Origin of the sequence: Clostridium chromiireducens, from assembly GCF_002029255.1 — a bacterium.
Classification (GTDB): Bacteria; Bacillota; Clostridia; order Clostridiales; family Clostridiaceae; genus Clostridium; species Clostridium chromiireducens.
In genome coordinates, this window is the sequence record NZ_MZGT01000008.1 from 56,588 (window position 1) to 75,577 (window position 18,990).

Genomic DNA, 18,990 nt, shown 5'->3' on the forward strand with positions numbered 1-18,990 from the left:
ACAATTCTGAATATTTTTATTTATTTTACCAAGATAATGATAATCATAAATTTATTATCCTATTACTCATGTAAAACTACTGCATTTTAATATACTTTTTTTAATATTCCTAATCATTTTCAAATTTCATCATTAAAGTATATTATATTTTATGAAATATGATTCCTATTTGTTATTCCTAATTGTTACTTTTTTAACTAATATCTTAATATCATTCGTTAGATAAATTTCACATCAATTCTCACTCTACAATGATTCGAATCTCTCTTTCAACAACTTCTATAAAAAACAAAAAATAAACCGTCACCAAATAACTAAATAATCATTTTGTGACAGTTCATTTTAGGCACATGAAAGAAAATAACAAGGCCAACTGATGTTCATCAATATCCTACAAATTAAATTTTGAATTGTAAACAGTAAATATAGTTAATTATTATTTATCCCAATACATTGGATGTATTAATGATGAAGGTAATTTGGTACTAGCGTCTCCCTTAGCTGTATTAATCTGAGCTTGAGTAACAAATATGCACCCTGCTAAATTAGCCCCTCTTAAATTAGCATCTCGTAAATCTGCTCCAATAAGATCTGCCCCGCTTAAATCAGTTCCACTTAGGTTTGCTGCTATGAGAAATGCACCTCTTAAATCCGCTCCTCTAAGATTAGTTTTTCTAAGATCTACACCAAACAAATTTAATCTTCCTGCTATTGTTTTTTTACGTTTTAAAGTATTCTTTTGACCACTAATCATCTTAGAACGTACCATTTCACTAATCTCCTGAAGCATTGAATTTACAACATTTCTATGTGCTTCTATATCTATATTCATTAGCGAAGCAGCATCAAGAAAAGTAAGCTTTTCGGTCTCACTTATCAATTTACGAATTTCTTCATGAATTAAACTATTTGTTTGTACAGAAAAAGCTTCTGTTAAATACCATAACATCTCATGAAGCTGTCGCATGACTAAAAATACTTCACACATTTGCTTTTCTACTTCACTATTTTGATTCCAGTCACGTCCTCGGTATGTAACTTGCGCAACCTTTTGCCCTGCACCGAAACAATCATAAGCTGTACATCCTTTAAGTCCCTTTTGACTAAGTTTCTTATGTATAAAGCAACGAAAATTTTTTTGCAAATTTATGCATGGCCTCCCTGCCACTTTATCTGTTGGAAATCCCTCAGCAGCAGAGAAATACAAAGCAATACAGCATAACCCAAAACATTTTTCACAATCTATTTTCAAATTTTTATATAATTCATCATCTCGTTCAATTCTATTTTCACATTTCATCTTCATTCACCTCATGTTTTAAAGCCTAAACCACTTCAACTTTTAAATTATACCATATATTCCATATTATAAGTTAATTCCTTATCAAAACAGACTTAGTGCACGATTTATCTAGAAATTTGTATAGCATTAAAAATCTTTGTTTATCTTGTATCCTTTTGGGCACACTTAACTTAGTTTACATTTTAAATACATCTTTCGTGAATCCCTTCAATTTGCGCATTTACGCTAATTGAATCTTGACATTGATTTGAGGTAAAGTTTATTGTATCATAGATACTATATTAAAATATAAAAAATAATGTAAAATATTATCATAAAGAAGAGGTATTTGTATGCATCCAACAGATTTTAATTATAAAATGCCTGCTGAATGGACTGCTCATGAGCGTACATTCATATCATGGCCAGTAAAAGATTCTATGTGTCATCCAGATAATCACCAAAGTGTTTGTGCTGGATATCAAGAATTTATCAAAGCAATTGCTGAATTTGAACCAGTTTCAGTAATTGTTAATCCAAATGAGCTAGAAAATGTTAAAGAGCTTTTTAATGAATCTAATATAGAATTGCTTCCAATTGAACATAACGATGCATGGCTTAGAGATAATGGACCAACATTTATTATTGATGATGAAGGTAATAGAGCCGGAGTAAATTGGAGATTTAATGCTTGGGGCGGAAAATATGCTCCATGGGATTTAGATGATAAGGTAGCACCACAAATTTTAGAACATTATAATATTAAGAAATTTGATGCACCTCTAGTTATGGAAGGAGGTTCCCTTCATACAGATGGAGAAGGAACATTACTTACTACAGAGGAATGTCTTTTAAATCCTAATAGAAATCCAGATCTTACTAGAGAACAGATTGAAACTTACTTAAAACAATACTTAAATATAGAAAAAGTAATTTGGCTAAAAAATGGTCTAGATGGTGATGAAACAGACGGTCATGTTGATAATATAGCGTGTTTTGCTGCGCCTGGCAAAATAATTATTCAGACATGCGATGATCCGAATGATGCTAACTACAAAATCACATTGGAAAATCTTGAAATCCTAAAAAATTCAACAGATGCCAAAGGAAGAAAATTAGAAATCATCCCAATTAATCAACCTCCTAGAGCTGAATATAAAGGCGAAAGATTAACATTAAGCTACTTAAATTTTTATTTTGTAAATGATGGTATTATTTTACCTACTTTTGGCGGTAATGCGGCAGAAGCAGATAAAATGGCCGAAAAAGTATTAAGTCTGACTTTCCCTGATAGAAAAGTTAGAACTGTAAATGGAATGGCTGTTATTAAAGAGGGTGGTAACGTACATTGCACAACTCAGCAAATGCCATATCCAAGAAATCTAAAAGCACTATAAGAAATAAGATGAGGTGATAATCATGAGAAAAGTTAAAGTTGCAGCTACACAAATGAGCTGTTCATGTAATATTGACGAAAATATTTCTAAAGCAGAAAAATTCGTAAGAGAAGCAGCTGAAAAAGGTGCTCAAATTATTCTACTTCAAGAATTATTTGAAACTCCATATTTTTGTCAAAAAGAGAAGTCTGATTACTATGTATATGCTACCGAAGTTGCGCAAAATAAAGCAATTAATCACTTTAAAGAAATCGCTAAGGAACTTAAAGTAGTTCTTCCAATTAGTTTCTACGAAAAGAAAAACTATGCAAGATATAATGCTATAGCAATAATCGATGCTAATGGTGAAATTCTTGGAACATATAGAAAAAGCCACATTCCTGATGGACCTGGTTATGAAGAAAAGTTCTACTTTAATCCTGGAGATACAGGCTTTAAGGTATGGAATACACGTTATGGCAAAATTGGCGTAGGTATCTGTTGGGATCAGTGGTACCCAGAAGCTGCTAGATGTATGACTTTAATGGGAGCTGAAATGATCTTCTACCCTACTGCTATTGGTTCTGAACCACAAGACGGATCAATTGATTCAAAAGATCACTGGCAGGCTTGTATGTTAGGTCATGCTGCTTCTAATTTAATTCCTGTAATAGCATCAAACCGTGTTGGTATTGAAGAAGATGAAGACTCTAAAATCACATTCTACGGTTCTTCTTTTATAGCTGGACCACAAGGAAATAAAATTGTTGAAGCTAACCGTACAGAAGAAACTGTATTGGTTGCAGAATTTGACTTAGATCAATTAGAAACACAACGTATTGAATGGGGAATCTTTAGAGATCGTCGTCCAGATCTCTATAAAATAATAACATCTTATGATGGAGATTTAATTATTAAATAGATAAATAAATAAGAATTATTTAAGAGCAAAATAATTAATTTTATATTTTGCTCTTATTAATTTATAAATAATTAATATATTCTATATTTTGACAAAAAACCATCTATCTCCAGTTAAGTTCATTAGATTCCACAATCAAACAAAATTATTTTGAATGACTAGATATCCAATCTTTCATCAAGTAATTCTTAAACATTTCTACAGTTTCATTACCTATGTTTTCAGAAATCTCTTCCTCTATCCGCCTTTTTATCTTTAGCATTTCTGTGGAATATTCCTCGCCTTTTTTAGTTAAGACTATCAACTTATCACGCTTATTTCCCTCAATAGGAATCATCTTAATATAATTTTGTTCGATTAATTTCTTAGCGCTTTTATGAGCTGACTGTCTTGTTATATTCATTTTCCTCGCCACCTCAGCAACTGTCATACCTTTTATTTCTAACATTCCAAGCATATGAGATTCTGTGTCAGATACCTCATTTCCATTCTTCTTTAACCAAGCTTTCATAACTTCTTTTCTTAGTTTTCTATGTTTTAAGCTCAATAAATCTATTATATTTAATCCTTTTAGATATTCATCCATTATTGAATCTCCTTTTAGTTTCTCATAATTTATGCTGAATATTAACTACTATAATTAATATACTACACTGTTTTTTATATTACCATAAAATCTATATATCCATTATATTTCTATAAAATAACATATTATAAGTAGTATCAATTGTAAATACCATGTAAAATGTATATTAAAATTGTAACCCAAGTTGACTTTTTACATTTCTAAGTGTTATACTTATTGTAATCTTGGTTGACAATTAAATTATAAAAGGAGATTTAAAATGGGAAAAAATAAAAAAGAAAACTTTATATTTACACTTATTTGTTGTGCTTTAATGGTTTTAGGAATGACTATATACAATGTTATTCTTAGAAATGGATTAAGTAGTTCTTTATTAAAAGATGTTGTATTTGGGTTCTTACCAATTTTCTGTATTGCTTTAATTTTAGACTGGTTTCTTGTTGCGAAAATCGCAAAATCATTTGTAGCTAAACTAATAAATCATGATTCTCTACTTATTAAGAAGATTTTATTTACTTCATTTTTTATGGTATGCGGTATGTGCTTCTCATTATCGCTAATTACCTTAATAATTCATCAAGGAATATCTTCAGATCTTCCAATGAACTTTGCTACTACATTACTTAGAAATTTTATATTCGCTCTACCACTTCAATTAATCATTGTTGGACCTATTGCAAGAACTATCTTCTTTAAGATTTATCCTGTAGTTTGATATTTATTTGAACTTACTTAACCATTTTCCATTATCATTGTTAGTTTTATTTTTTCTTTAAATAACTTACTTAATATTTTAACCAACAAAAGAAATTTTTATAGTTAGAATTTAAGCTTTAGTACTCCCTTGTTTGAATAATGTTATCTATAGAAAATATTGTTGCATCATGTTATATTATTAATAAAGGATTATTATAGGGTATTAGGAGGAATTACATGATGGAAAAAATTTTAGAATCACTAATTAACGTTGCACCAATTATAAGTGAAATGTTTGGAGGAAATGCAGCTGTTGCCATTTGTGACAAAACTGGTTGTATATTTTCTTTGGATGGAAAAAATGTTAAAGCACCTATACATGTTGGACAAGAAGCTGATATAGAATTAGCAAAAAAAACAGGTATTATAGATATGGTTTATAGACAAAAGAAAACTCTAACTACATTGTATAATAAAAAAGATCATGGTGTAGACTCAAAAGCAACTTTAATTCCTGCAATTGCTGATAACGGTGAAGTCGTAGGTTTTGTAAGTTTATCTACAAACATAGAGGATTTTACTAAGATAAAGACTTCTACAGAAGAATTAAAGAGTTCACTTCAAGAAACAAACTTGACGGTATCTGAAATTACAAACAGTGCTGTACAATTATCAGAGAAGCTAAACCACATGGTTGAAAATACTAAAGACACTGAAAAATTAATAGCTGAAAGCAGCGAGGCTGTAACACTAATTGAAAGCATCTCAAAACAATCTAACCTTTTAGGCCTTAATGCCGCAATTGAATCTTCGAGAGCTGGAGAATATGGAAAAGGTTTTTCAGTAGTTGCTGGAGAAATGAGAAAGCTAGCTTTAAATAGCGGTGAATCTTCTAAGAAAATTTCCGCTGCACTTGCTGAGATGAGCAATAGTATTAAGACAATAATTGAAACAATAAATGAACTAGGACAAATAGCCACTAATCAAGCTGCTTCTTTAGAAGAAGTATCTGCAACAGTTGAACAAATAACTTTAAATTCTCAAGTATTAGTTGATAATATGAACATAAATTAACATTATGATAAAAGGGAGAACTACATTTACTGCAGTTCTCCCTATAATTTTAATCATAGTTTCATTTTTAACTTAATTAATTTTAGACATTTTTTGAGAAAATAATATACCTATAACACATAAAATTATTATAAAATAGAATATCGCATCATAACTATGAAGCAAATCCAATAATAGGCCAGAAGCCAACGCGCCACAGAATGTTCGTCTTTAATTATTTTAAATTACGATGATACTCGTCCTTATTCCCAAAGAACTTTTTCCTTAATTCTATGAATATGAATAAATTTTTATAGAAAAAGATAAGCTACTACTAACTCTTATTTAATATAATTTACATGGAGGAGAAAATGAAGATAATAAAAAAATTGTTATATATAATCATGTTTTTTATCTTTTTATTACAGAGTAGCAATCTTAATGCTTATGCAAGTATCAATTCCGAAATTCCTTATAATATAGCTGTATTTATAAATGATTTTAATGATCTATTTATTTCTGATGTTATGAAAAATCTAGAAAACATCCAAAAAGAAAATAAAACTAAAGTTAATTTTACTTTTTTTGACGCAAGAGGAAACCAAGTTATCCAAAATCAAAACATTGACAATGCCCTTAATGATAACTTTGATCTTTTTGTGGTAAATCCCGTAAGTACTAACATAGATGAGCTTAATTCCGTTCTTACAAAAATAACACAAAAAAATATTCCACTAATTATATACTATGCTCAAACTAAATCAATAATTAATTTTATCAGGCCTTATCGTAAAGGTATCATCATTGATACAGATATTGAACAATCTGGAATTCTACAAGGTAAAATTCTCTCTGACATATGGGCTTCTAATAATGATGCTTTAGATAGAAATAAAGATGGTGTAATGCAGTATGTTATGTTAAAAGGTCCAGCTAATAGTCCTGAGACAATTGCTAGATCTAAGTACTCTATTCAGACACTCAATGATGAAAGAATAAGAACTGAGGAGCTTACATCAATCGCTTGTAATTGGGATAAAAATTGTGCTAAGTCTGCTATTGAATCATATTTTTTAAAGAACGGAAATAAAATTGAAGCAATAATTGCAAATAATGATGCTATGGCAATAGGGGCTATTGAAGCACTTCAAAAATATGGTTACAACAAAGGTGATAACTCTAAATATATCCCAGTTGTTGGCGTTGATGCTCTTCCTGAGGCTCAAGAATTAATCAAACGAGGTCTTATGACAGGAACCGTTGTGCAAGATCCTGTTACTCATGCAAATGCGATTTATACTATTGGGATGAATTTAATATCTGGTGATAGTCCCCTAAATGGTACAAATTACAAATTTGATAATACAGGTACAACTGTTAGATTACCTTACACAGAATATTTTAAATAGCTTCGTCAAAAGCATTAACAACAAGCGATATTCAAAATATAAAAGTATAGCTGACCACAATTTTGTGGTCAGCTATACTTATATTTTTCTTTTCTTAATTACTAGCTACTCCATTTTCATTTACGTTATACCCATCAGGCGTTTTGCAATTCACGTACAATTGCCCTTCCTCATTGAATCCATAATATGAATCATTTATATTAACCCATTTGGGTTTATCTTTTTCTCCATTTACTCTCATGCAATTTGAATCTAAGTAATATTTATGGCTATTAGAAGGATCAGTATACCATGTACTCTGAAGTGCATATCCAGCTGAATTAAATATATACCATTGTCCATCAATATATTTCCATCCGTTATTAGCTGTATAATAATATCCTTTATCCGGATCAGTACAATACCACCAGCCTTCACTATTCTGATTCCAACCTAGTTCATACTTGTTTAATGAATGAACTATTCCATTACATAGTCCTTGAACTAATTTATTTTGATAACTATCATCACTTAATAGTCTATCTTCTCCTGGATTAGACATAAAACCCATTTCTACTAATACTACAGGAACCTTCGACCAGTTAAACCCTGTTAGATCACTTCTTTGCACTACACCTCTATTATTCATTCCAGCACTTGAAATTAAATCATTCAATATTGTTTGTCCATACTGAGCACTTATACTACTTATGTCCTTAGCATAACCTATAGGTGCTGGCACTAACATAGAAGCACCGGTCATGCTCTGATTGTCCATCCCATCACAATGTATTCTAATTACTAAATCTGCATTGTTATTATTTCCAACTTCTGCTCTTTCAATATTTCCAGGTGCTTCAGATTCCTGAGTTTTTGTCATTATTACCGTATAATTCTTCTGTTCTAATAAAGTCTTTAACTTCTCTGCAACTTTTAAAGTAACAACATACTCTGGAACACCAGTTACGACCCCCTGAGTTCCTCCGCCATCTTTAATTTTAGTAATACTTGAATCTGGTGACTGAAGTTCATACTCGCGGTTCCCCCCAGTACCATGACCTGGATCAATAACAACTACCTTTTTCCCAGATGCTAATGCTATCTGATTATTGGAAATACCTATCGTAAAAATATTCAAAACAATCAGAGTCATAAAAAATGTTAATAGTCTTTTCATCGTTTTCCTCCACTTCTATAATTCAAAAACATATAGTAAAATTTAATATTATGTGAATTATATATACAACTATTTCATAAGCGTTCAAATAAATTGAACATGAATAATCGTAGAATTAATTAAATATGTTACTTTAATTGCATTTTTTCTGTATATTCTTGATTTTATCACTTTATATCCTCAATTTCTATGAATTTCTTATTATTCTCAAAAAATGAAAACACTGTAGATAGATAACTTCATGTTCTCCATATAAACTAACTTACATGCAAAAACAAAAAATTCTTTAGATAAAGTTAATATAGTTGTTATTCTTATTGGAAAATAATGCTTGTATATTTCTTAACGCTAGAAGCATACTAATCTTGTATCATTTATCTGATGTCTAGCCACTGTAACACTCCCATCTTCTATTAAAGTGTGAGATAACAGTGGCACGACCTAGATAAGTTCAACTAACCTTCAGTGGGAGACTTACCCTCAAGGGGTACCTAGAAAACTCACTCTGAAGCTAAGTTTCATTTTATATTGGGAGGTGTTAAATATGCCAGGAAGAGCAAAACAATTTGTTGATCAAAGCGTATCTTCATGCAAAGATACTATTAGCTCATTACAACAAGCACTTAGCTCTGCAGAAAAACAAGACAATAAAGACAAAATCCAACAAGCAATAAACTCGCTTAATTCTGCATGTCAACAATTAAATGGGTATCAAGACTAATTGTGACTAAGTGTATTGTTCTGTAAGTAATAGAGCACTTTATTCTGATTTCAGAATAAAGTGCTCTATTCATTTTCTATATTCCAAATTCCACAAAAAATAGGATCAAAAGTCTACAAGCAGAAACTTAAAAACTTCCGTGTAATTTGTATCCTATTCATCATCTCTAATATACAAATGTTCTGGATACTTTTTCTTTTTAAGTTCTTTTTCAGTTCCTAGCTCACATGCTAACTTAAAGTAATCAACCTTATAATTAATATGATCCATATATTCATTAAGCTCATCTATTTGTTTCCGAACATTTTCTCTATGTTTTAAAACCATCTCTAACCTTTGATATAGTGTTTTATCACCTTCACCATGCAGAGCGACAAACTTTTTAATCTGTTCAATTGGCATATTTGTACTTTTTAAGCAGTTAATCACTGCAATCCATTCCAAATTAGATTCATCATAATACCTGCGACTATTTTCATCTCTTTGAATATGTGGTAACAAACCTTCAGATTCATAGTATCTTAAAGTAGATGCCGATAATCCCGATATATTTGCTGCCTGTCGTATAGAATATTTCATAATCCCTATCCCCTTTATTAAAAATTCCTAACATTCATTATACGTATAAATAACTAATTTTTAAATAGGAAGTGGATTAACTCAATACATATTGCAGAAAATATTATGTAAATAATTTATTATTTACATAACTATTCAAGACTTATGGAATCAATCATTTTTAATTCCTCTTCTGAAAATTCTACTTTATGGACTATTCCTACGTTTTCAATAATTTGTGACGGTTTTGATGCTCCAATTAATACACTTGTTACATCTCCATCTTTTAGCACCCAGCTAAGTGCCATTTGTGCAAGAGTTTGGCCTCTATTTAGCGCAATGTCATTTAATCTTCGAATTTGCCCTAACTTCTTCTCTGTTAAAACATCTTCTTTCAAAAATCTTCCATCTACTTTTATACGACTATCTTCTGGAATACCATTTAAATATTTATTGGTTAATGTACCTTGTGCCAATGGACTAAAGGCTATGATTCCTTTGCCGTTTTCTCTTGCTGATTTTTTTAATCCATTATTTTCAATAGTTCTATCAAAAATTGAATATCTGTTTTGATTTATTATAAATGGGCATTTTAATTCTTTTAGAATTGCTGATGCCTTTTCCATAGTTTCTCCATCATAATTAGAAATACCAGCATAAAGTGCTTTTCCACTCTTTACAGCAGTGTCTAAAGCCATCATAGTTTCTTCTAATGGAGTATCAGGATCCATTCTATGATGATAGAATATATCAACATATTCTAGTCCCATGCGCTTTAGACTTTGATCTAAGCTTGCTAATAAATATTTGCGGCTTCCCCAGTCTCCATAAGGTCCATCCCACATTGTGTATCCAGCTTTTGTACTTATGAGTAGTTCATCACGATATACTCCTAAATCATCCTTTAAAATACGTCCAAAATTTTCTTCTGCACTTCCTGGAACTGGTCCATAGTTATTTGCTAAATCAAAATGTGTTATTCCATTATCAAATGCAGTAAAACATAATTCTTTCATATTATCGTAACCAGCATTGCTCCCGAAATTATGCCAAAGTCCAAATGATACCCTTGGAAGTTTCAGGCCACTTTCTCCACACTTACTGTACTTCATTTCTTCATATCTAGTCTTTGATGCTTGATACTTCATTATTTCAACTCCTTTGCTTTTATAAATTAACTTTAACACTTAAAGCTAACTTTAAGTCAATAGTATTTTAAACGTTTCCTCTAAAATGAAAAACTAAATTCGTGATTGCGAGAGTAAATTCATCTTACACGAAGTTAGTTTTGCACTATTTTTTTGATACTATGGATATAATTTATTTGAGAGTGGGCTCCTCTAAGTTTACCGGAGGTAATTATAATGAATAAGAATTATGATCATAAACATCTAACAACAACTCAACGCATTATGAAAGAACTCTTGTTATGTCGATATATTCTAAGATATTCTTCTTAGAATCAAGTTCCTTACTATATAATTCCCTCAAAATTTCTGATGCTGTTAATGCATTAAATTTGTTTTTAATTATTACTTCTTCCTTATCCATATATTGTCCTTTCTCTATCTAAAACTCTTAATTTATATATTGTACCATAATTTCTGTCTTTACTCTTGAATATGATCGAAAAAAAGAAATGATATTTTATATAAATATCATTTCTTAAAACAACTACTTACAACTCCAATGTATTTAAAATATCTCTCAGTTGTTTTAGTTCATCACTACTTAAAGTAATCCCCTTCCCCATCTTCTCATGTTCAGGCGCCCAATCTCGTAAATCATATTTAGCTTCTTTACCATTCCAGCTTATTAGATTTAATTCTTTATTCCATCCTTTTGATGATTCTGATATTTTTCCTAATTCCTTTTCTATCTCAAATTTTATATCTGCCATAGTATCTTTTCTCCTCTAACTCTGATTATAATAATTAACTTATATAATCTCCAAAATAAAAATTAGTAAACACAAAATTCTATAATAATTAAGGCCTCCTATAAAATTATTTTGAGAATATATCTTTTATTGAATTCAAGAATCTGTTAAATAACTCTTCTAATTTTGCAAAAAAACCTTTAGCTTCTTCACTACTCAACTTATCTTTTAATTGATTAGTTACATCGTCTAATTGTGCTTTTAGATTATTGTAGTTAAGATCTAAGTCATTTATCTTGCTCATTACCGATTTAATATTCGCTATATCTTCATCTGTTAATTTATTTTTATATTCTTCTGTGGCTTTATCTACTATATTATTTAGTTCTGCATTTGACTTAGGTTTTTCCTTTATTACATCTTTTTTGATATCATTCATTAAGTTACTAGCATCATTTTGACCAATTTTTTCTGCAATATCTCCTGTAGTAACTAGTTCCTCGTTTGCCGCTTGTTTTTTATTTTCGTCGATTTTCTTCCCTGTACTGCTATTTTCAAAACCTTTTAGTATTCCAGTAAGTGCAGCAGTTCCAGATACTTTAAATGGCGCAGATGCTTTAACATTCGCATTTTCAATCCCTGCCGTAATTAGCGCATTTTTTATCATTCCATCATTAACCCAAGTAAGATTATTAGTGCTTACATTCAATCCACCCTTGTCTGTTGGTTCAACATAAGAACATGATATTGATTTGTTTCCAAGCTGTGCTTCTGTTGCAACTTTTCCTAAGTAAGTGTGTTCTTCCTTTGATGTAACTTCAAGTATATTAGCATCATTTTTGGTTACTCCAAATTCTTTTAACATCTGTTCCTTTTGAGAAGCACTTAAATCTGCCCCTAGGGTAACTGACTTAAATGAATCCGCAAATGCTGGCACCTTTGGAATTGATGTTAAAAATATACCAACAGTTAAAGATGATATAATTACTTTTGATATAAATGATTTAAATTTCATAATTTCTATTCTCCTTTAATTATGCTAAGAGTCTAATGTCAAAAAATAAATTGATTTTTTCTCGTTCATTATAGCACAAAAGTTATTAAATTTTATTTATAATAATCTTACTTTTATATTAATATTCACTTGTAGATAATCAAACTATAACTTAAACTTATGCATATAACTAACCGAAATAAGTAACATACTTTTGTTCCAGTTTCTTGCTGAGATATTTTTCAAAGTATAAATTTAAGCCTTCATTGGTTTATCTATATATAAAAAGTACTCTCTACTTTTTATATATAAGCAATTCTTAACTTAATTAAAATAAAAAAGAGACTATCTAAAGTTATATAGATAGTCAAAATTTATATTATTAATTTAGAAATTTATTTAAATTTTATGTTGTTTATTTATTTGAGATTCAAATTCCTTTGTCTTTTCCTGAGTTGAATCTGTTTCGTAAATGGCATTACAAGCAATTAAAATAAAACTAATAAGAATAACTGCACCTAACATACTTATTCCCCCTAAAATATCTAATTGATCATAATTGTTTATATATAAATTATATCACACTTCCCATGTAAACGTTATATTTTTTTCTTGTTTTTCCAAAAATTATTTTATAATACTATGCTGCCTATAAATAAAGACAAAAAATTTTATCCAATACATTATATATTCGCAATATATAACGTATTGGATAAGTATTGGTCAATTTTTTCAAGTCCAATGAACTTTCACTATATTTTTTTCTCGGGTATAAATATTGATTTAATCTTATTATATATTTTGTTACTAAACTTTGCATATAACCGAGATTACGTTTGAATTTGTTTTGCACGAAATTTAAGATTATGTGCTAGGTCGAAACTTAAATTGAATATATTAGAACATACAATTGAAGTGAGTTCAACACATTGCTTAATGTCTAATAAATAAGATGCCTCACCTTTAATATAGTTATCTAATGTATTTTCAATTGAACTTTTTATTGAACTTAACCCATGTGAAATAAACTTTCTATTGCCTAATGCTTTTTTAAAGTGCTCTATCAAATTATCATAGTTCTCTAACAAATATTTCTGTAAATCTCGCTCATATTTTATATGATTGGGAATATTACCAACTGTACCTAATATGTGTGCATTGCAACAAAAATCACAAAGATAATGAACAACTATACCAAGCTGCATAGAATGATAAGCATTAAATTTTTTAATCAAGAGAAGCTTTCCTATTTTTTCAATAATGTATTCTAAAGACTTTTGCATGTAGTGTGGATGAGTTTTTACAAGCCAGCTATTATCTACCATAACAAGTCCAAAATTAAACGCGAATTTTGAAAATCCCTGTGGAATAATATGTGTATTGCTATTGAATGCCAATTCTGCTAATTTAACATGAGTTTTTACTTTCATAATTAAACTCTCCTATCAACTAATAGATAATTTATTTTAAAATATAAAGTTTATATATTCCTATACTGATATTTTTTCATATCCATCTTGATTTAAAATCATATTTTTATATAGTCTCTCTACTGTATAAGCAAAATGTTCAGCAGAAAAACTTTTTATGGATTTTATAGCTCCAAGTGACAATTTTTCTTTTCTAAAGTTATTAATAAGAATAGAATCTAAAGAGTTTATAAATTCTTCTTTTCCATTAAAAAGATATCCATTTATATTATTTTCTATTACACCTTTCAAGCATTTGTCTACCTTAGCCACAACAGGCAACCCTGATGCTAGTGCCTCAATATAGGTAAGACCTTGAGTTTCACTTTGGGAGCTGCTTACAAAAACATCTCCTATTTGATAATACATACCAATATCATGCCATGGCCTTTCTCCTGCAAAAATCGTCTGATCACTAATTTCAAACTTCTGTGCCATATCTTCTAAATTACACTTTTCTGGTCCATCACCAATTAAAACAAATTTGACATCCTTTTTATCTCTTAGGTAATCTTTCATAACAACCATTATTTCCTCGATATTCTTTTCTTTTGATATTCTACCAATATAGAGTAAAATCTTATCCTTTTCTCTAATACCTAGACTTATACGTAATTTTTGTATTATATCAGCATTGTAATTATGCTTTGAGAACTTATTAAGTTCAATACCAGTTGGAATAATAGAAATACTTTGTCTTATATCATATGATAGAAGCAGCTCTCTCACCTTCTCTGTTGGTACTATTACTTTATCTGCAGAATTACAGAATTTTATACTTATTTTCTTAGCTCCTATTTTTGCAATTTGATCTAGCACTTTAAACTTCCCAATATAGTGAGTGTAATCTTCATATATTGTGTGATAGGTATGAATAAACGGTATTTTTAATTCCTTAGCCATAGCCCTCCCAAAAATTCCAAGTGAAAATTCTGTATGAGTGTGAATCAAATTAAGTCCTAGCTTCTTTATAATTTTTGCTAGTCTAGGATTATAGAACATTCCAACACGCCTTGCACTAACAAAAGGAATACTTGGTACTCTGAATACATTTTTCTCTTCATTATCAGCTTTCGGATCTGTTGTTGTGAATACATACACTTTATGCCCACGGCTCTCAAGGTTTTCTTTTAAGATTAGCACAGAAGTTGCTACCCCATTAATTTGAGGGTAATATGTGTCGGTAAAAAGTCCTATATTCATTTACTTTTCTCCTTAATTTATCCTATTTATAATTAAAGTATAAAATATAAAAGTAAAATCAAAATACACAAAAGTTAAATAATATATAAATTAAAATAAAAGTTTTGTTAAAATAATAAAGTGGTTCTAAATTTTTAGGATGAGGAATATATATATATGTATTCTTAATACTTGTATTGTTTCCTTCTGTATTATTCTGTGGAGCTCCCATACCATTATTAATCACATTTACCATATTAGTATTTACAAAGTCACCCATAGTGTTATTTTGTGTGTCTTCCATATTATTATTGGTCGAGCTTTCCATAGATGGTGCTTCCTCAATTAGGTAATCATAAAATAATTCATCTTCTCTTTCCCCTTGAACCGCTAGTCTTACCCCTTTAATCGCTTCCTGTAAACCTTCATTATCTTTATTATTTAATTCCATAAATCTTCTTAATTCTCCTAGAAATAATTAACTCAATTCTATTTTATTAACTTTTTGTATATTTGTGAATTTTTTGCTCTAATACATGCATTAATATATTAGCTTATTTTTTATACTTGAAAGATACAAGCTTCTTTAGTAATATGGTGTTAATAAAAACCAAATATTCAACCATATTAATGATTTTAATTTAGAGAGGAAATGATGTTAAATGGAATTTGATTTAATAGAAGGGTCTTCGATTGTAAAAGAATCAACGGTTACTGAAAATGATACAGCAATAAAAATGGGATCAGGAGATTTAGAAGTTTACGCAACTCCCTCTATGATTGCATTTATGGAAAACACCGCTAAGGATTTAGTTTCTGGGAGACTTCCAAAAGGCTATACCACAGTAGGAATTGAAATTAATGTTAAACATATTAAATCTTCTCCACTTGGCGCGAATATAAAATGTAATTCAACTCTTATAAAAGTAGATGGAAAAAAACTATTTTTTGAAGTAATTGCTGAAGATGAAAGAGGTACTATAGGAAAAGGTTCACATATAAGATTTATAGTGAATGCAGAAGAGTTTATGAAAAAAGCAGAAAATAATTAAATCTCTCATTACTAAAATAAAGAGCTATATTTAAAGAATTGACTTCTTTAAATATAACCCTTTTTTCATTGAAAATAAAAATATTCTATTAAGCTATTTGTTGTCTTTTCATAAATAGATATCTGAAAATTCTACTTTAGTAATTTGTACAAGTTTATTATCACTGAGTAAATCATCTATTGTCTTACAACTTATATCTTCTGCAATCTCCTCATTAGGAAAAAATATAGTAAAGGTGCTGCCCCTATCAATCTCGCTTTTAACTGATATACTTCCGCCTAAAGCTTCAACAAATTTCTTTACAATTGATAAACCTATGCCTGTCCCTTCTGCTTGGCGGGATAATGAACTATCAACTTGTCCAAACCTTTCAAAAATGGTATCGATTTTTTCACTAGGTATACCTATTCCTTTATCCTCAATTTCTATATATACATTATTAATTTTTACACCAAGTCTTACTGTTATGCTTTTATTAGCTGGTGTAAACTTAATAGCATTGGAAAGAATATTTAAAAGTATCCTCTCATATTTTTCATCATCAATACCTATTACCTTTTCTTTACATAAAGTTATGAATGTTAATGTAATATCTTTATGGGCGGCATATGTTTTGACAGAATCTACGATTGCTTCTGTCAAAAATACAATATCTAGATTTCTCTTATTAATTTTAATATTTCCTGCACTTGCGAGAGTTACATCCAAAAGATTGTTTACTAATCTTAGCTGTCTATATGTATTCAACTTTATCATGCTCAAATATTTTTTTGCTTTATCTGATAAATCATCACTACATATGAATTTCATAGCTTGAACTGCAGAATTAATAACATTAAGAGGAGTTCTAAATTCATGTGAAATTATTGATAGAAATTCATCTTTCATTGCTATAGTTTTTTCAAGCGCTTCATTTTTTTCTCGTTCGGCTCGTAGAACTGAATCTTGTTGTAATCGTATAATCTTTTCTTGTATTACCTTTTCAGTAATGTCCTTCATGCACATTATTCCAAATAAAAAATTTCCGTTATCATCATATACCGGATTACCATTAATACATATATATATATCACTATTATGTTTTTTCACAAGAATTCTGAACTCTGTAACTATCTGACCTTTTATAATTCTTTTTGATGGAAGCTCCTCTTTTCTTAGTTCATTTCCACTAATATCAAAATACGTTATATCACTATTATCTCGATCTTCTCCCATAATTTCCATAGTATAAAAATATTTTTCAGCTGATTTATTTAGCATTGTTAATTTACCACTTTTATCAATCAAAACTAATCCATCCGACATATTTTCAATAATTGCCTTCAATTGTTCCTTCTGATTTTTAATTTCTATCTGGCTGTTTACTAACTCTGTAACATCATTAGCAGACGCAACAGACATCAATACATTATTTTCTTCATCATAAATAGGTGAAGCACTTACATCTAAAACCATATCTTTATTACTACATCTCACAATAATTCGTTCATCCTTAATTTTCTTTCCACTCAATGCACGAAATGATGGTGTTTCTTCAAAATCTATTGATTTTCCATCCATAGTGAAATATTTTATATATTTATGACTATCATTAAATACTCTTAACTTACTTGGACTATGTATTATTTTTCTAACCACATCATTTTGAAGAAGTATGTTTGCATCTTTGTAATTAACAAAAATGCCCTTTGGCATACTCTCAAATATTGCTTCCATTTGTCTATTTTGAAGATTAATTACCTCCATCTGCTCCTGAATTCTTTTCCTATTAAGAACTTGCTCTGTAACTTCAGAAGTATTACTAACCACATATTTTATCGCTCCGTCTTCAAGTACTGGTGTGATTATAGAGTTCCAATAAGTAATGCCTCTTTCATAACCAATATGTTCATACTCATTTATTTGAACTAATTCTCCTGTACATATAGCTTGTTGCCAAAATTCTGCTACATGACTTTCTTTCCAATTTGTTATAATCTTTTCTATTTTCCTTCCTATGCTATAATAAGATTTGTTAAATGGTGGTTCTAGGAAATCTAAATATTTCTGATTTGCTTTAATAAGCACCATATCAGGTACGCTATAAACTGCAACCCCGATGTCGTTTGATTTACATAACTGAGATAAATATGAGTGTTTAATTTCAAACTTTGAACCTTGCTTTTCTATTATAATATACCTTATCTCTTCCTTTTCTATAACTATCTCAATGTTAATATACCTTACTTCAAGAGATTTTGTAAATAAAAAATAGTCGGCTTTTTCATCAATGTTTTTAGCATCAATGCACGGACCGCCCCTCAAGAGGCTAAATACCTTTTCTATATTCTTACCAATTATTTCATCCATATTATATTCAGTCATTTCTATAAATTCTTCATTCACCTCAATAACTTTATCCTCTTTTACTAATACACAAGGAATTTTATCCATAGAAATACCCGAACCCTTTCCACCCATAATAATACCCCCAAATCCAACAACCTTTTTTGTAATTTTACACCGATAAGTAATATTTTACCACATCATTATATGTCTTTCTAGTTAAAAGTTAAACATGTTGTATATTTATACTTTTTATATGCAACTAATTTCTCATTCCATAAAAATTCTTCACTCCTAGATTAAAAGAAAAAGTCACTACCTATAAAATTA

20 protein-coding genes are annotated in these 18,990 nt (G+C 29.5%); 7 read left to right on the forward strand and 13 right to left on the reverse strand.

From position 1 onward, the window contains the following. Positions 1-436: 436 nt before the first annotated feature. Positions 437-1,300 (reverse strand): pentapeptide repeat-containing protein, encoded by an 864-nt coding sequence (locus CLCHR_RS03970; protein ID WP_079438392.1) that lies wholly within the window; start codon positions 1,298-1,300, stop codon positions 437-439. A gap of 335 nt (positions 1,301-1,635) precedes the next feature. Between CLCHR_RS03970 and CLCHR_RS03975 the strand changes: the two genes are divergently transcribed. Together CLCHR_RS03975 and aguB are read left to right on the forward strand one after the other, a co-directional pair. Further along, positions 1,636-2,679 (forward strand): agmatine deiminase family protein, encoded by a 1,044-nt coding sequence (locus CLCHR_RS03975; protein WP_079438393.1) that lies wholly within the window; start codon positions 1,636-1,638, stop codon positions 2,677-2,679. 22 nt (positions 2,680-2,701) lie between these two features. Further along, on the forward strand, positions 2,702-3,580 hold the full coding sequence (aguB, locus tag CLCHR_RS03980; RefSeq protein WP_079438394.1) for an N-carbamoylputrescine amidase: 879 nt from the start codon (positions 2,702-2,704) through the stop codon (positions 3,578-3,580). A 145-nt stretch (positions 3,581-3,725) separates the two neighbouring features. Here aguB and CLCHR_RS03985 read toward each other — a convergent pair whose 3' ends face one another. Beyond that, positions 3,726-4,166 (reverse strand): MarR family winged helix-turn-helix transcriptional regulator, encoded by a 441-nt coding sequence (locus CLCHR_RS03985; protein WP_079438395.1) that lies wholly within the window; start codon positions 4,164-4,166, stop codon positions 3,726-3,728. Between the two features lie 259 nt (positions 4,167-4,425). Here CLCHR_RS03985 and CLCHR_RS03990 point away from each other — a divergent pair, with 259 nt between their 5' ends. The 3 genes from CLCHR_RS03990 (at position 4,426) to CLCHR_RS04000 (ending at position 7,324) form a co-directional block, all read left to right on the forward strand. Then, positions 4,426-4,881, forward strand: a complete 456-nt coding sequence (locus CLCHR_RS03990) for a DUF2798 domain-containing protein (RefSeq protein WP_079438396.1) — start codon at positions 4,426-4,428, stop codon at positions 4,879-4,881. A gap of 221 nt (positions 4,882-5,102) precedes the next feature. Next, positions 5,103-5,936 (forward strand): methyl-accepting chemotaxis protein, encoded by an 834-nt coding sequence (locus tag CLCHR_RS03995; protein WP_079438444.1) that lies wholly within the window; start codon positions 5,103-5,105, stop codon positions 5,934-5,936. A gap of 350 nt (positions 5,937-6,286) precedes the next feature. After that, a complete protein-coding gene (locus CLCHR_RS04000) occupies positions 6,287-7,324 on the forward strand; it encodes a galactose ABC transporter substrate-binding protein (RefSeq protein ID WP_079438397.1) in 1,038 nt (345 codons plus the stop codon). 94 nt (positions 7,325-7,418) lie between these two features. Here the strand turns inward: CLCHR_RS04000 and CLCHR_RS04005 are convergent, their stop codons facing one another. Further along, a complete protein-coding gene (locus CLCHR_RS04005; RefSeq protein WP_079438398.1) occupies positions 7,419-8,480 on the reverse strand; it encodes an N-acetylmuramoyl-L-alanine amidase family protein in 1,062 nt (353 codons plus the stop codon). A gap of 544 nt (positions 8,481-9,024) precedes the next feature. Between CLCHR_RS04005 and CLCHR_RS24670 the strand changes: the two genes are divergently transcribed. Then, positions 9,025-9,201 carry a hypothetical protein gene (locus CLCHR_RS24670; RefSeq protein ID WP_169896758.1) on the forward strand — a complete coding sequence of 59 codons (177 nt, stop codon included), beginning with the start codon at positions 9,025-9,027 and terminating at the stop codon, positions 9,199-9,201. 153 nt (positions 9,202-9,354) lie between these two features. Here the strand turns inward: CLCHR_RS24670 and CLCHR_RS04010 are convergent, their stop codons facing one another. The 9 genes from CLCHR_RS04010 to CLCHR_RS25125 all read right to left on the reverse strand — a co-directional run bounded on the left by CLCHR_RS04010 (position 9,355) and on the right by CLCHR_RS25125 (position 15,734). Beyond that, positions 9,355-9,780 carry a MerR family transcriptional regulator gene (locus tag CLCHR_RS04010; RefSeq protein WP_079438399.1) on the reverse strand — a complete coding sequence of 142 codons (426 nt, stop codon included), beginning with the start codon at positions 9,778-9,780 and terminating at the stop codon, positions 9,355-9,357. A 131-nt stretch (positions 9,781-9,911) separates the two neighbouring features. Continuing rightward, positions 9,912-10,907, reverse strand: coding sequence for an L-glyceraldehyde 3-phosphate reductase (gene mgrA / locus CLCHR_RS04015; RefSeq protein WP_079438400.1), 996 nt, complete (start codon positions 10,905-10,907; stop codon positions 9,912-9,914). Positions 10,908-11,169: 262 nt separating this feature from the next. Continuing rightward, the gene (locus CLCHR_RS24675) at positions 11,170-11,310 is read right to left on the reverse strand and encodes a hypothetical protein (protein WP_160359069.1); all 141 of its coding nucleotides are present in this window, start codon (positions 11,308-11,310) and stop codon (positions 11,170-11,172) included. A 127-nt stretch (positions 11,311-11,437) separates the two neighbouring features. After that, positions 11,438-11,659 (reverse strand): YdbC family protein, encoded by a 222-nt coding sequence (locus CLCHR_RS04020; RefSeq protein WP_079438401.1) that lies wholly within the window; start codon positions 11,657-11,659, stop codon positions 11,438-11,440. A gap of 106 nt (positions 11,660-11,765) precedes the next feature. Beyond that, a complete protein-coding gene (locus CLCHR_RS04025; protein WP_079438402.1) occupies positions 11,766-12,653 on the reverse strand; it encodes a DUF1002 domain-containing protein in 888 nt (295 codons plus the stop codon). Positions 12,654-13,031: 378 nt separating this feature from the next. Further along, complete coding sequence (locus CLCHR_RS25405) at positions 13,032-13,157, reverse strand: hypothetical protein (RefSeq protein ID WP_278336980.1); 126 nt, start codon at positions 13,155-13,157, stop codon at positions 13,032-13,034. Positions 13,158-13,462: 305 nt separating this feature from the next. Beyond that, entirely contained in the window at positions 13,463-14,062 is a 600-nt protein-coding gene (locus CLCHR_RS04030; protein WP_079438403.1) for a zinc dependent phospholipase C family protein, read from the reverse strand. Between the two features lie 60 nt (positions 14,063-14,122). Further along, complete coding sequence (locus tag CLCHR_RS04035; protein ID WP_079438404.1) at positions 14,123-15,304, reverse strand: glycosyltransferase family 4 protein; 1,182 nt, start codon at positions 15,302-15,304, stop codon at positions 14,123-14,125. Between the two features lie 58 nt (positions 15,305-15,362). After that, positions 15,363-15,734, reverse strand: coding sequence for a hypothetical protein (locus CLCHR_RS25125; RefSeq protein ID WP_079438405.1), 372 nt, complete (start codon positions 15,732-15,734; stop codon positions 15,363-15,365). A 211-nt stretch (positions 15,735-15,945) separates the two neighbouring features. Here CLCHR_RS25125 and CLCHR_RS04045 point away from each other — a divergent pair, with 211 nt between their 5' ends. Continuing rightward, a complete protein-coding gene (locus CLCHR_RS04045; RefSeq protein WP_079438406.1) occupies positions 15,946-16,335 on the forward strand; it encodes a thioesterase family protein in 390 nt (129 codons plus the stop codon). Between the two features lie 108 nt (positions 16,336-16,443). Here CLCHR_RS04045 and CLCHR_RS04050 read toward each other — a convergent pair whose 3' ends face one another. Beyond that, entirely contained in the window at positions 16,444-18,795 is a 2,352-nt protein-coding gene (locus tag CLCHR_RS04050) for a PAS domain-containing sensor histidine kinase (protein WP_079438407.1), read from the reverse strand. Positions 18,796-18,990 lie beyond the last annotated feature (195 nt).